Raw genomic sequence first — 13,344 nt, 5'->3', positions numbered from 1 at the left:
GACTGCTTCGGTAGGTTTCAGAGGCGGGGCTGCCTCACCCGCAGTTCATCTTGTCGGCCGGCATCTCGGCGCCGACCATCCAGCTCGTGCCGAAACGGTCGGTCAGCATGCCGAAGCGCGGCGACCAGAAGGTCTCGGCCATCGGCATCAGAATCTTGGCTCCGCCTTCGGACAGGCCGGCGAAGATACGGTCGGCCTCTTCCGGCGTCGCGACGCCGACGCTGACCGAGACCGAGCGCATCGGGCCGTCCGAGCGGTCCGGCGGCGCGTCGGAGGCCATCAACATCTGGCCGTCGATCTCCAGGCAGGCATGCAGGATCTTGTCGCGCCATTCCGCCGGGACATGCTCCTCGGCCGGCGTGCCCTTGTGGTCCATCATGGCCTGGATCTTGCCGCCCAGAACCTTGTGATAATGGGTGAAGGCTTCGCGGCAATTGCCGTCGAACATCAGATAGGTCGACAGTTTCATGGTTCTTCCTCCTCGTTGAGCACGTAAAAATCGGAGCTTGCCGGATGGCCGGGGGGCGAGGGCTCAGGCGGGGCGCTCGGCAGCCGCCTTCATGTCCTTTAGGCCGGCTTCGAAATCGCCGCCGACCATGCGGTCCATGTCCATGAAGACATGCATGATCTTGCCGATGAACGGCGTCGGGCCGGTCATGATCCAGGTCACGTTGGTCTGCTGGCCCTGCGGCGTCAGCGCAAAGACGACGTCGTTATGCGCCTCGAAGGGCTTGAGGAAATCGAGCTTGAGCCCGAGCTTGCCCGGCACCTGGGCCTCGGTGATGCGCATGCTGCCCTCGCCGACATTCTTGTCGCCGGCCCAGGCATAGGTCGCGCCGACACCGGTCTGCGGCCCGCCATAGGTGCGCTTCATCGCCGGGTCCTTCTTCTCCCAGGGCGACCAGGCGCCCCAGGCCCGGAAATCGGCGATCAGCGGATAGATGCGCTCCGGCGCGGCATTGATCGCGATGGAGCGGGTGACCTGAAACGTGTCGGGCTTGCGGGCGGCGAGGATCAGCACGACGACGATGCCGGTGGCGAGGAGGCCAAGTACGGTCAGAAGAATGGTCTTGAGCATGACGAACACCTGAAACTGAGTTGAAAGAGGGCCTTTGGCGTCAAGCGCCTGATTTATCGGGTGGTTTCGCCTTGATCGCGCGGAGCATCTCGTCCAGCCGCCCCAGGCTCTGGTCCCAGAAACGGCTGTAATGCTCCAGCCATTCCGAGACGTCCTGCAGCGGGCCGGGGTCGAGCCGGCAAGGTCGCCACTGGGCTTCCTTCCCCCGCGTGATCAGCCCGGCGCGCTCCAGCACCTTCAGGTGCTTGGAGACCGCCGGCAGGCTCATCGCGAAGGGCTCGGCCAGCTCCTTCACCGAACTCTCGCCTTGCGACAGCCGGGCCAGGATAGCGCGGCGCGTCGGGTCGGCGAGGGCTGCGAAGGTCAGGCTGAGCGGGTCCGTCGACATTGTATGAAACCGATCAGTTAATTAACTGATCGGTTTACTAATCGCATTCCTCCTGCCTGTCAACCGGGCTGGGCCGCAAGCTGGCGCGGGCCACCGCCGGTTGTTGTCAGGAGCGCGGACACGCGGCTAGAACCGAGTACAAGACGAGGAGGGTTCATGAGCTTCGAGACCGCAGCGACACCGGAAGCCGCCGTGGACCGGCTCGAACAGCTCTATGACGAGGCGCGTTCGGCCCTGCGCAGCGACCTGCAGCGCTTCTTCGACACCGGCGAGGCGCCGACGCCCGATGACCGGGAGCGCTATCGCTACCCGATGCTGCGCGTGACCTACGAGCCCTCGAAGCTGCCTGCAGCGACGCGGCGCGGCTATGCCAAATTCGCAGTGCCCGGCATCTATTCGACCACGGTGACGCAGCCGGCCGAATTCCGCGCCTATCTGCTCGACCAGCTCAAGCCGCTCGTCGCCGAGTATGGCGCGACGATCGAGACGGGCATCAGCACGCAGGAAATCCCCTACCCCTACGCGCTTGAAGGCGGCGACGAATTGGGGCGCGGCAAGATAACCGCGGCGGAACTGGCGCGCTATTTCCCGACGCCGCTGCTGGCGCTGGTCGGCGACGAGATCGCGGATGGAACCTACGACCTGATCGAGGGCGAGCCGCGCCCGCTCTCGCTGTTCGACGCGGTGCGGGTCGACTATTCGCTAAGACGGCTGGTGCATTACACCGGCACCGACTGGCGGGCGGTGCAGCCCTGGGTGCTATTGACCAACTATCACCGCTATGTCGACCAGTTCGTCCGGCTCGGCCTCGCCGAGATCGAGGCCGGCACGGCCGAGGCGCTGGTCGCGCCGGGCGGCATCCGCATCGACAGGGACGGCATCGACGTCTCGGCCGCCGAGCGGGTGATGTCGGCGCCCTGGCACCGCTTCCAGATGCCGGCCTATCACCTGATCCGCAAGGGCGGCGAGGGTGTGACCCTGGTCAATATCGGCGTCGGCCCCTCCAACGCGAAGAACATCACCGACCATCTCGCGGTGCTCCGGCCGAATTGCTGGCTGATGGTCGGCCATTGCGGGGGCCTGCGGCAGACCCAGATCATCGGCGACTATGTGCTGGCCCATGCCTATCTCCGGCAGGACCGCATCCTCGACGATCTCGTGCCGCCGGATATCCCGATTCCGGCGCTGGCCGAGGTGCAGGTCGCGCTGCAGCAGGCTGCCGCCGACATCACCGGCGAGAAGGGCGATCGGCTGAAGCAGCGCCTGCGCACCGGCACCGTCGTGACCCAGGACGACCGCAACTGGGAATTGCAATGGACCAAGGAACGGCGGCGCATCAACCTCTCGCGCGCCATCGCGGTCGACATGGAATCCGGCACGATCGCGGCGCAGGGCTATCGGCTCAGGGTGCCCTACGGCACCTTGCTCTGCGTCTCCGACAAGCCGCTGCATGGCGAGATCAAGCTGCCGGGCGCCGCCAACGCCTTCTATGAGCGCGCCGTCGGCGAACACCTGCGCATCGGGCTCGACGCGCTGGAGAAGCTGAAGGAAGCCGGCGCCACGATCCATTCGCGCAAGCTCAGGAGCTTCGACGAGCCGCCGTTCAGGTAAGAAGCGCAGGATGCCGCGCCGTCATTCCGGGGCATTGCGAAGCAATGAGCCCGGAACCCAGAGCCGATGCGCTTTGTCGCCAGCGCACTGACCGGTCCGCCTTCCCGAATCCCGGCATCGGTTCTGGATTCCAGGCTCGCCGCTATGCGGCGCCCCGGAATGACGGCGTGTTTCCAGCGAAGGCAGCCTCAGCCGAACACGCCATAGGCCAAGAGCCCCGCGATCACCCAGAGCGCGATATTGCCCCAGCGGTTGCGCCGGGCTTCGGCCCGGCCGATCGCCTCGACGCTGCGCTCGTCGAGCGAGAAGCCGTGACGCGAGGCGTCCTCGAGCTGGCCGAGCACGCGCTCGGCGCGGACCACCGTCTCCGGCAGCGCCGCGAGCGAACCAAGCAGGGAGCGGGCGCCGCGCCCGGCCTCCTCCAGCCGGCCGATCGGCCCAAGATTATGCGTGATCCAGCTCCGCACCACCGGATCGGCCGTGCCCCACATGTCCAGATGCGGATCGAGCGTGCGCGCCACGCCCTCGACCACGACCATCGTCTTCTGGAGCATGACCAGCTCGGTGCGGGTCGCCATGTCGAACATGCCGGTAATCTCGAAGAGCAGGGTCAGCACCTTGGCCATCGAGATCTGGTCGGCGCGCTTGTCATGGATCGGCTCGCCGACGGCGCGGATCGCCTGGGCGAAATCCGCGACATCGTGATGGGCCGGGACATAGCCGGCCTCGAAATGCACCTGCGCCACGCGCGTATAATCGCGGGTGATGAAGCCGAGCAGGATTTCGGCCAGGAAGCGCCGCTCCTTCAGGCCGAGCCGGCCCATGATGCCGCCATCGACCGCGACGAGGCGCCCCTCCGCATCGACGAAAAGGTTTCCGGGATGCATGTCGGCATGGAAGAAGCCGTCGCGGATCGCGTGCTTCAGGAAGGACTGGATGATGTTGCGGGCGAGCTCCGGCAGGTCGTGGCCGGCCGCGCGCAGGCCCTCGACATCGGAGAGGCGGACGCCATCGATCCATTCGTCGACCAGCATCTCGCGGGCCGTGAGCTGCCAGTCCGGCTCCGGCACGCGGAAATCGGTGTCGTCCTTGGTATTCTCCGCGAATTCGGAGAGGGCGGCGGCTTCCAGCCTGAGGTCCATCTCCATCGCGACCGAGCGGGCCAGCGTCTCGACCACGCCGGTAAAGCGCAGGCGTTGCGCTTCGGCAGAGCGCTGCTCGGCCATCTCCGCACCGAAGCGCATCGCGGCGAGATCGCGGTTGAAACGGTCGCGGATGCCCGGCCGCAGGATCTTCACCGCAACCTCGCGGCCATCCTTCAGCCGGGCGCGGTGGACCTGGGCGATCGAGGCGGCGGCGACCGGCTCGCTGAATTCCGGGAACAAAGTCTCCAGCTTCACCCCATGCGCCGCCTCGACGATGGCGCGCGCTTCCGCCATCGGGAAGGCCGGCATCCGATCCTGCAGGGCCGAGAGGTCTTCGGCGATCTTCATGCCGACGACATCGGGCCGCGTCGCCAGGAACTGGCCGAACTTCACATAGGACGGGCCGAGCCGGGTCATCGCCGCCGCGAGCCGCGTCGCGGAGGAGCCGGCGCCGCGCCGCTCGATCAAGCGGCCGACGCGGATCAGCCCGCGCGCCAGCGGCGGCAAGACGGAGGGATCGACCAGCGCCAGCGCGCCCTCGCGCGCCAGCACGAAGCCGACACGCGCGCCGCGAGCCAAGTGGAAGAAGGAGGAGATCATGCGGTTCCAGCCGTCATGGTCGGGCCTGACCCGACCATCTCATGCCGGAAAAGGCTCCCTTCGAGAGATGCTCGGGTCAAGCCCGAGCATGACGCGGGACGACCCATCACAGCTTCCAGCCGGAATGCAGCGCCACGACGCCGCCGGTCATCGGCGTGAATTTCGCGCGGCGGAAGCCGGCATCCTCGATCATGTTGGCGAAGGCCTGCGGCTTCGGGAACTTGCGGATCGACTCGACGAGATACTGGTAGGGCTCGGCCTCGCCAGTGACCATGCGGCCCATCGGCGGGATGACCTTGAAGGAATAGGTCTCGTAGATCTTGTCGAGCAGGGGCACGTCGACATGGCTGAATTCGAGGCAGAGGAAGCGCCCACCGCGCTTCAGCACGCGATAGGCCTCGGCCAGCGCCTTGTCGATGCGCGGCACGTTCCGGATGCCGAAGGCGATGGTGTAGCAGTCGAAATGGTCGTCGGGCAGGCCGAGTTCCTCGGCATTGCCCTGAACGAAGCGGATGCGGTCATTGTCCGGAAAGCGCTTGTCGGCGCGCTCGCGGCCGACGCGCAGCATGTCGGCATTGATGTCGAGCACGGTGACGTCGGTCTGCGAGCCACCGGCCTCCAGCACCGAGAAGGCGACATCGCCCGTGCCGCCGGCCACATCGAGATGGTGGAAGGGCCGGTCCCTGGCCGGATTGATCGCGGTCAGGAGCGCGCTCTTCCAGACCCGGTGCAGGCCGCCCGACATCAGGTCGTTCATCAGGTCATAGCGGTTGGCGACCTTGTGGAAGACGTCGTCGACCTTCGCCTGCTTCTCGGCGAGCTTCACCGTCTCGAAGCCGAAATGGGTGGTGTCGGAAGCTGCTGTCACGGTCGGGCCGGCCTTGTGCAAATCTGTCTTGTCTTCGCCTGAGGCGATCAATAGCCAAAGGCGGCGGGCTTGTCGCGGGCCCTCTCGACGCAGGCTTTATGTGAGGTCGCTGATATGCCGGAGCTACCCGAGGTCGAAACCGTCCGGCGCGGGCTGGAGCCCGCGATGCTGGGCGAGCGCTTCGCCCGCGTCGAACTCCGCCGGCCGAACCTGCGCTTTCCCCTGCCGGAGCGCTTCACTGAGCGCCTGACAGGCCGGCGGATCGAGGCCCTGTCGCGGCGGGCGAAATACCTGATCGCCGATCTCGACGACGGCCAGGCGCTCGTGATGCATCTGGGCATGAGCGGGCGCTTCATCGTCGAGGCGCCCGGAACGCCGCCGACCGAGCCCGGCGCCTATTACAATGAGATCGGCCGGCACCTGATCCACGACCATGTCGTGTTCGAGATGGGGGACCGGTGCGCGCGTCACTTATAACGACGTGCGCCGCTTCGGATTCATGGACCTCGTGCCGCGGGCCGAGCTTGCCACCTCGAAGCATTTCGCGGGCATGGGCATCGAGCCGCTCGGCAATGAGCTCTCCGGCGAGACGCTGGCGAAGCTCTTCGCGGGCAAGTTCGCGCCCTTGAAGGCGGCCCTGCTCGACCAGCGGCTCGTGGCGGGCCTCGGCAATATCTATGTCTGCGAGGCGCTGTTCCGGGCCGGGCTCCACCCCGAGGCCGAAGCCGGAACGATAGCGACACCGACGGGGCGGCCGCGCGACAAGGCGCATGAGCTCGCCCGCATCATCCGCGAGGTGCTGGAAGAGGCGGTCGCCGCGGGGGGCTCGACGCTGCGCGACTTCGCCCATGCCGACGGTTCGCTCGGTTATTTCCAGCACCGCTTCAAGGTGTATGACCGCGAGGGCGAGACCTGCGTCACGCCGGGCTGCGGCCAGTTGGTGAAGCGGCTGGTGCAGTCGGGGCGCTCGACGTTCTATTGCGAGAGCTGCCAGCCAGCCAAGCGCCCCTAGCGCCTCAACGACGTGGCTGCTCGGGGAATTCGAGCTTCGTGACGTCGTAGCCGAGCGCAGCCGCGCGCGCGACCAGCCGCTTGCGCTGGGCGGCACCGATCTGCGGATCGCGCGTGAAGATATAGAGATCGCGCAGCGTCGGATCGGCCGAGATGAACCAACTGTAGTCGTCGGCGCGGTCCAGGACCCAGTAGTCACGCTGGACGGGCACGAAACCATAGAGCTTGTAGTCCACACGCAGCTTGGCATTGAAGCCGGGGTCCAGGATCGTGCCGGGTCCGCCGACCGTCTTGAGCTCGCCCTGCGGGCTGCCCATGCGGCAGGAATCGAGCACCTGAATGCCGCCCTTGCGGTCCGGTCCGTATTCGGTCGCACCGGCCACGCAGCCATCCGTGATCGTCATGGGGCGGCGTGCGATCTCGCGCCAAGTGCCGGTATAGAAGCGTGCGACGTCGATCCGCTTGCGCGGTTCGGGCGCTTTGTCCGCGCCCGTCATCGCGGTTCCAGCACAGCCGGCGAGCGTAAGGGCCGCGACGGCAGCGAGCAGGATGGATTTCATGGCGGCCTCCCACTGGACCAGCGGCCGATCTCGCCGCGCTTCCATGGGAATACGCACGGGGCCACCCGCCGGATCCCTGCGTTCTCCCGCTTCTGATGATCTTTGCGCATTTCGCATTGCCGCTCCTGCCCGTGGACTTGACCTGCTGACGCCCGCTAAAGCTTTCGGGATAGAACCATCCGGGAGGCCGCCATGGCTTATGAGACCATTCTCGTCGAGACGAAGGGCAAGGTCGGGCTGATCACGCTCAACCGCCCGCAGGCGCTGAACGCGCTGAACGGCCAGCTCATCGGCGAGATCAACCAGGCGCTCGACGGGTTCGAGAGGGATGACGGCATCGGCTGCGTCGTCCTCACCGGCTCGGAAAAGGCCTTCGCCGCCGGCGCCGACATCAAGGAAATGCAGAGCCGGACGTTTCCGGGCACCTATCTCGACGACAAGTTCGCGGATTGGGACCGGATCGGCCAGCGCCGCAAGCCGATCGTCGCGGCGGTCGCGGGCTTCGCGCTCGGCGGCGGCTGCGAGCTCGCCATGATGTGCGACTTCATCATCGCCGCCGACAACGCGAAATTCGGCCAGCCCGAGATCAATCTCGGCGTCATCCCCGGCGCCGGCGGCACGCAGCGCCTGACCAAGGCGGTCGGCAAGGCCAAGGCGATGGACCTGATCCTGACCGGCCGGATGATGAATGCCGAGGAGGCCGAGCGCTCCGGCCTCGTCGCGCGCGTCGTGCCGCTGGCCGACCTCCTGACCGAGACGCTGAAGGCGGCCGAGCAGATCGCGGCGAAGTCGCTGCCTTCCGTGCTGATGGCCAAGGAATCGGTCGAGCGCGCCTTCGAGGTGACGCTGCAGGAAGGCCTGCGCTTCGAGCGCCGCGTCTTCTCCTCGCTCTTCGCCACCGCCGACCAGAAGGAGGGGATGTCCGCCTTCGCCGAGAAGCGGAAGCCCGATTTCAAGAACAGCTGAGCCGCCGGCCATCGCCTGCCGCATGGCGGCGTCGAGCGCCGCCGCCTTGATGAACCGACGCTCCTGCTGGCAGATAGCTCCCGTCTTTCGCCAGCAGGATTTCCCGCGATGAACGCCCAGACCGGACCGTCCCTCCCGACCTATGCCGATGTCGAGGCCGCGGCCGGAAGGCTCAAGGGCATCGCCCATCACACGCCGGCGATGAGCTCCGCCACCGCCAACCGGCGGACGCAAGCCAGCCTCGTCTTCAAGCCCGAGAACCTGCAGCGCATGGGCGCCTTCAAGTTCCGCGGCGGCTATAACGCGATCGCCTCGCTTTCGCCCGAGCAGAAGAAGGCCGGCGTCGTCACCTATTCCTCCGGAAACCATGCCCAGGCCATCGCCTATGCCGGGCAGCTTCTCGGCGTGCCGACCACGATCATCATGCCGAACGACGCTCCTGCCGCGAAGGTCGCGGCGACCGAGGGCTATGGCGGGCAGGTCATCCGCTATGACCGCTATACCGAGAACCGGCTCGAGATCGGCAACCGCCTCTCGGCCGAGCGCGGGCTGACGATCATTCCGCCCTACGATCATCCTGACGTCATCGCCGGGCAGGGCACCGCGACCAAGGAGCTGATCGAGGATGCCGGCCCGCTCGACATCCTGCTCGTGCCGCTCGGCGGCGGCGGCCTGCTCGCCGGCGCCTGCCTGACGGCAAAGGCGTTGAACCCGGGCTGCCGCATCTTCGGCGTCGAGCCGGAGGCCGGCAATGACGGCCAGCAATCGCTGCGCAAGGGCGAGATCGTCGCGATCGGCGTGCCCAAGACCATCGCCGACGGGGCGCAGACCGCCTTCCTCGGCGACCTGACCTTTCCGATCATCCAGCGCGAGGTCGAGGATATCGTCACCGTCAGCGACGCGGCCCTCGTCGACGCCATGCGCTTCTTCGCCGAGCGGATGAAGCTCGTGGTCGAGCCGACCGGGTGCCTCGCGGCGGCCGCTGCCTTCACCGGGGCCGTGCCGGTCGAGGGCAAGCGGGTCGGGATCATCCTCTCCGGCGGCAATGTCGATCTGGCGGGTTTCGCCGCCTTCATCGCGCCCTCCGCGTGAGATCGGGAGGCTTTGGGCAATTCCAGCGTTGACGTAGCGCCGGCAAGCGACTATAGCCCCACCACTCGCGGCGGCCCGCGCAAGCTCGGCCGCCGCGCACGTTTTTCCAGCAAGGATGCGGCCAGCCCCGCCGGCAATGACGCCAGGCGACCGGTCGCGATGAAGAGACGAGGACGTTTCGATGGCCAATACGACGTCGGCCAAGAAGGCTACGCGCAAGATCGCTCGCCGCACCGAGGTCAACAAGGCGCGCCGCTCGCGGATGCGCACCTTCCTGCGCAAGGTCGAGGAGGCGATCGCCTCCGGGGACAAGGCGGTCGCCGCCGAGGCCCTGAAGGCCGCTCAGCCGGAAATCATGCGCGCCGCGCAGAAGGGCGTAGTTCACAAGAACACCGCCTCGCGCAAGGTCTCGCGCCTCGCTCACCGCATCGGCGCGCTGGCTTCCTGAGCCAGACATCCCGATCGTTTCGACGACCCGAAAGCCCGGCCGCAAGGCCGGGCTTTTTCGTTGGCTTCAAGGCCTCTGTGGCGCCTCCGCCACAGCCTCCCGAGGAACAAAACAAAGCTGCCTTCAAGCCATTTTCCTAAGCTTTCCACGGCTTTGCCGACTTGACTCTCGGACGCCCTTCAGGGCGCGAAATCGCTCTTCGGACCGGACTCTGCCGCTCATAAAAAGATGTGATTTTTCATCATCTTAGCGGGCAAAGGATTTTGGAAGACGGAATCGCGGCGACTCTGCGGCAGGCTTTCCGGGGGCGCGCAAAAAAAGATTCGGCCGGCACCGGAAGGGGGGACATGAAGAAAATCTTAAGTTCCCCAACCAATTGCAGCGGACTGCCCCATGGTTAGGAACGGCCCGCGCGCGGCGAGTTCTCGGAAGCCGGCTGAAAGGGGTGTTGCAGCCCGTCGAGAGCGCCTTGTAAGGTCCCCCTCATCGCCGGGCGGACAGCAATGACCGCCGCGGGATTTCCAGAGATGATAAGCGTTTTGGCTCGCGACCATGGAGGTTGGAGGATGTGACCCTTTGTCTTTCTTGATTGAGATGAAGGGTGGCGTCGTCCCTCGGCGAGCCTTCCAGGCGTAATCAACAGAACCGGAACCGGAGCCTGAAGCGGCGCGTCGCGCCCGTCGGGACCGGAACCATTTTGACCAGAACAGCAGAACCAGGACGACGGTCAGGAAGCGGCCGCCGAACCCAAGCTGCGCACATTTTCAAAGAACGGGGCCATTGATGTTCGAGCGGCAGAATTTCGGGGACATTGTCGAGACGACGCCGGTGGTGGTGACGATCGCTGCGGAAGAGACCGCCGTCACCCGGGTAGAGGAGGTTTCGATTCAGGACGCTTGGGAGCGCGTGCGTCGGCGCCTGCGGGCGGAGCTCGGCGAGGATGTCTTCTCGAGCTGGTTCGGCCGGCTGGAGATCGCCGGGATCGTCGAGGGCGTGGCCTATCTCACCGTCCCCACCCGCTTCCTCAAGAGCTGGCTCGAGGCGCATTATACCGAGCGCCTGCGGGTGAACTGCATGGCCGAGCTGCCGGCGCCGAACGGCGTGATGCTGTCGGTGCGCACCGTATCGCGCGACCCCGCCGCCCAGCCGCAGATCGAGGCCCTGCGCAACCGCCCGACGACCGTGGCGAGCCCCGCGCCGAGCGAGGCTGGCCGCCCCGCCATCGTTAGCCTGCCCCAGGCCGGCGAGAGCGACCTCGTCGACGCCTGCGGCACCGGGCTCGACCGGCGCATGAGCTTCCAGAGCTTCGTCGTTGGCAAGTCGAACCAGCTCGCCTTCGCGGCGGCCGAGCGCATCGCCGCGGCGCCCGCGGGCCAGAGCCCCTATAACCCGCTCTATCTCCATGCCGGCGTCGGCCTCGGCAAGACGCATCTGCTGCAGGCCATCGCCCAGGAAGCGCGCCGCCAGGGCAAGCGCGTCGCCTATTTCACCGCCGACCGCTTCATGTACGGCTTCGTCGCGGCGCTGAAGTCGCAGACGGCGCTCGCCTTCAAGGAGAAGCTGCGCGGCATCGACCTGCTCGTCGTCGACGATGTGCAGTTCATCCAGGGCAAGTCGATCCAGCAGGAATTCGGCCACACGATCAACGCGCTGCTCGATGCCGGCAAGCAGATCGTCGTCGCCGGCGACCGCCTCGCCGGGGAGCTCGAGGCCCTCGACGAGCGCATCCGCTCGCGGCTCGGCGGCGGCCTGGTGGTCGAGGTCGGCGAACTCGACGAGACTCTGCGCGCCACGATCCTCTCCAGCCGGCTGGAGGCGCTGCAAGCCGCCCATCCGAATTTCCAGGTCAGCCCCGATGTCATCGCCTATGTCTCGCGCGTCGTCGCGACCAATGGCCGCGACCTCGACGGCGCCGCCAACCGCCTGCTCGCCCATGCGACGCTGTCGGGCCAGCTCGTGACGCTGGAGACGGCGGAAGCCGCGATCCGCGACCTCGTTCGCACCCGCGAGCCGCGCCGCGTCAAGATCGAGGACATCCAGAAGCTGGTCGCAACGCGCTACAATGTCAGCCGCGCCGACATCCTCTCGGAGCGCCGCACCGCGGCCGTGGTGAAGCCGCGCCAGATCGCGATGTATCTGTCGAAGGCGCTGACGCCGCGCTCGCTGCCCGAGATCGGCCGCCGCTTCGGCGGGCGCGACCACACGACCGTGCTGCACGCCGTGCGCAAGATCGAGAAGGCGATCAGCGAGGACCGCTCGCTGCATGACGAGGTCGATCTGCTGAAGCGCATGCTGCAGGAGTGATATCCGCGGACATTAGCCACTGCCGTCGAATGGTTGTGGTTGCCGGAGCGGGCAGGCCTTGCGCCTCCGCCCGGTGTCCGGCAATGTCGCCGGCCACTCATTCGGCTCGCGCAGCGATGCGCGGGCGGCCAGCGCCAGAAGACTAGACAATCATGAAGGTCACGGTCGAACGTTCCACGCTGCTCAAGTCGCTCGGCCACGTCCATCGCGTGGTGGAGCGCCGCAATACGATCCCGATCCTGTCGAACCTGCTGCTCTCGGCCTCCGAGGCCGGCCTGCGGCTGAAGGCGACCGATCTCGATATCGAGGTGGTGGAGACGATCCCTGCGGATGCAGCCGAGCCCGGCGCCACGACCGTTCCGGCCCACACCCTCTACGACATCGTCCGCAAATTGCCTGATGGCGCCCAGGTCTCGCTGGAAACCACCGGCGATAGCGGCCTCGTGCTGCGCTCCGGCCGCTCGCGCTTCCAGCTTCAGACCCTGCCCGAAAGCGATTTCCCGGATATCACCGCGGGCGAGATGGCCCATCGCTTCGTCCTGCCGGCCGGCGAATTGAAGCGCCTGATCGACAAGACCCAGTTCGCGATCTCCACAGAGGAGACGCGCTACTATCTCAACGGCATCTATCTCCACACCATCGATGTCGATGGCCACCCGGTGCTGCGCGCGGTTGCGACCGACGGGCATCGTCTCGCCCGCGTCGATACCGCCGCCCCGAAGGGCTCGGTCGGCATGCCCGGCGTGATCGTGCCGCGCAAGGCCGTCTCCGAAATCCAGAAGCTGCTGGAAGACGGCGAGAGCGAGGTCGCGGTCGAGCTCTCCGGCTCGAAGATCCGCGTCGCGACGGCCAGCGTCGTGCTGACCTCGAAGCTGATCGACGGCACCTTCCCGGACTACCAGCGCGTCATCCCGAGCGGCAACGACAAGCGCCTGACCGTCGACAAGGGCGATTTCGCCGCGTCGGTCGATCGCGTCTCGACGATCTCGTCCGAGCGTGGCCGCGCCGTGAAGCTCTCGATGGCCGAGGGTCGCATGACGCTCTCCGTCACCAACCCGGATTCGGGTTCGGCGACCGAGGAGATCGAGGTCGATTACGAGGCGAGCCCGCTCGATATCGGCTTCAACGCCCGCTACCTGATGGATATCGCCGCCCAGCTCGACGGCGACACCGCGCTGCTCAAGCTCGCCGATCCGGGATCGCCGACCGTGATCCAGGATCGCGAAGGGGCCTCCGCGCTCTATGTGCTGATGCCGATGCGCGTCTAGCAGCT

Annotated in this window: 12 protein-coding genes and 1 pseudogene; 7 read left to right on the top strand and 6 right to left on the bottom strand. The window is 66.7% G+C overall.

The window, feature by feature from the left end; genetic code table 11:
• Positions 1 to 34 precede the first annotated feature (34 nt).
• From ACFJGT_RS25565 to ACFJGT_RS25555, 3 genes are all read right to left on the bottom strand, one after another.
• Positions 35 to 469, bottom strand: coding sequence for a VOC family protein (locus ACFJGT_RS25565; protein WP_377844193.1), 435 nt, complete (start codon positions 467 to 469; stop codon positions 35 to 37).
• Positions 470 to 532: 63 nt separating this feature from the next.
• Positions 533 to 1,078, bottom strand: coding sequence for an SRPBCC family protein (locus ACFJGT_RS25560; protein ID WP_377844191.1), 546 nt, complete (start codon positions 1,076 to 1,078; stop codon positions 533 to 535).
• Positions 1,079 to 1,118: 40 nt separating this feature from the next.
• Positions 1,119 to 1,466 carry an ArsR/SmtB family transcription factor gene (locus ACFJGT_RS25555; protein ID WP_377844189.1) on the bottom strand — a complete coding sequence of 116 codons (348 nt, stop codon included), beginning with the start codon at positions 1,464 to 1,466 and terminating at the stop codon, positions 1,119 to 1,121.
• A gap of 156 nt (positions 1,467 to 1,622) precedes the next feature.
• Between ACFJGT_RS25555 and ACFJGT_RS25550 the strand changes: the two genes are divergently transcribed.
• The gene (locus tag ACFJGT_RS25550; protein ID WP_377844186.1) at positions 1,623 to 3,077 is read left to right on the top strand and encodes an AMP nucleosidase; all 1,455 of its coding nucleotides are present in this window, start codon (positions 1,623 to 1,625) and stop codon (positions 3,075 to 3,077) included.
• Positions 3,078 to 3,265: 188 nt separating this feature from the next.
• Here ACFJGT_RS25550 and ubiB read toward each other — a convergent pair whose 3' ends face one another.
• Together ubiB and ubiE are read right to left on the bottom strand one after the other, a co-directional pair.
• Entirely contained in the window at positions 3,266 to 4,822 is a 1,557-nt protein-coding gene (gene ubiB, locus ACFJGT_RS25545; RefSeq protein ID WP_377844184.1) for a 2-polyprenylphenol 6-hydroxylase, read from the bottom strand.
• Positions 4,823 to 4,928: 106 nt separating this feature from the next.
• Positions 4,929 to 5,690, bottom strand: a complete 762-nt coding sequence (gene ubiE / locus ACFJGT_RS25540) for a bifunctional demethylmenaquinone methyltransferase/2-methoxy-6-polyprenyl-1,4-benzoquinol methylase UbiE (RefSeq protein ID WP_377844182.1) — start codon at positions 5,688 to 5,690, stop codon at positions 4,929 to 4,931.
• Positions 5,691 to 5,804: 114 nt separating this feature from the next.
• Here ubiE and mutM point away from each other — a divergent pair.
• Positions 5,805 to 6,702 (top strand): annotated as a pseudogene (gene mutM, locus ACFJGT_RS25535) (bifunctional DNA-formamidopyrimidine glycosylase/DNA-(apurinic or apyrimidinic site) lyase).
• Between the two features lie 4 nt (positions 6,703 to 6,706).
• Here the strand turns inward: mutM and ACFJGT_RS25530 are convergent.
• Complete coding sequence (locus tag ACFJGT_RS25530) at positions 6,707 to 7,261, bottom strand: lipocalin family protein (RefSeq protein ID WP_248311365.1); 555 nt, start codon at positions 7,259 to 7,261, stop codon at positions 6,707 to 6,709.
• Between the two features lie 192 nt (positions 7,262 to 7,453).
• On the opposite strand from ACFJGT_RS25530, the gene ACFJGT_RS25525 reads away from it, so the two are divergent.
• The 5 genes from ACFJGT_RS25525 to dnaN all read left to right on the top strand — a co-directional run bounded on the left by ACFJGT_RS25525 (position 7,454) and on the right by dnaN (position 13,339).
• The gene (locus ACFJGT_RS25525) at positions 7,454 to 8,227 is read left to right on the top strand and encodes an enoyl-CoA hydratase (RefSeq protein ID WP_377844179.1); all 774 of its coding nucleotides are present in this window, start codon (positions 7,454 to 7,456) and stop codon (positions 8,225 to 8,227) included.
• 108 nt (positions 8,228 to 8,335) lie between these two features.
• Positions 8,336 to 9,319, top strand: coding sequence for a threo-3-hydroxy-L-aspartate ammonia-lyase (locus tag ACFJGT_RS25520; protein ID WP_377844177.1), 984 nt, complete (start codon positions 8,336 to 8,338; stop codon positions 9,317 to 9,319).
• Positions 9,320 to 9,500: 181 nt separating this feature from the next.
• Positions 9,501 to 9,767 (top strand): 30S ribosomal protein S20, encoded by a 267-nt coding sequence (rpsT, locus tag ACFJGT_RS25515; protein WP_047581773.1) that lies wholly within the window; start codon positions 9,501 to 9,503, stop codon positions 9,765 to 9,767.
• 783 nt (positions 9,768 to 10,550) lie between these two features.
• Positions 10,551 to 12,071, top strand: coding sequence for a chromosomal replication initiator protein DnaA (dnaA, locus tag ACFJGT_RS25510; protein WP_377844175.1), 1,521 nt, complete (start codon positions 10,551 to 10,553; stop codon positions 12,069 to 12,071).
• A gap of 152 nt (positions 12,072 to 12,223) precedes the next feature.
• Positions 12,224 to 13,339, top strand: a complete 1,116-nt coding sequence (gene dnaN, locus ACFJGT_RS25505) for a DNA polymerase III subunit beta (RefSeq protein ID WP_377844173.1) — start codon at positions 12,224 to 12,226, stop codon at positions 13,337 to 13,339.
• Positions 13,340 to 13,344: the final 5 nt, after the last annotated feature.

This window comes from Allobosea sp. UC22_33 (genome assembly GCF_042700715.1).
Taxonomy (GTDB): domain Bacteria; phylum Pseudomonadota; class Alphaproteobacteria; order Rhizobiales; family Beijerinckiaceae; genus Allobosea.
The sequence above is the reverse complement of the archived record's forward strand: the minus strand, read 5'-3'. Positions and strand labels throughout refer to the sequence as shown.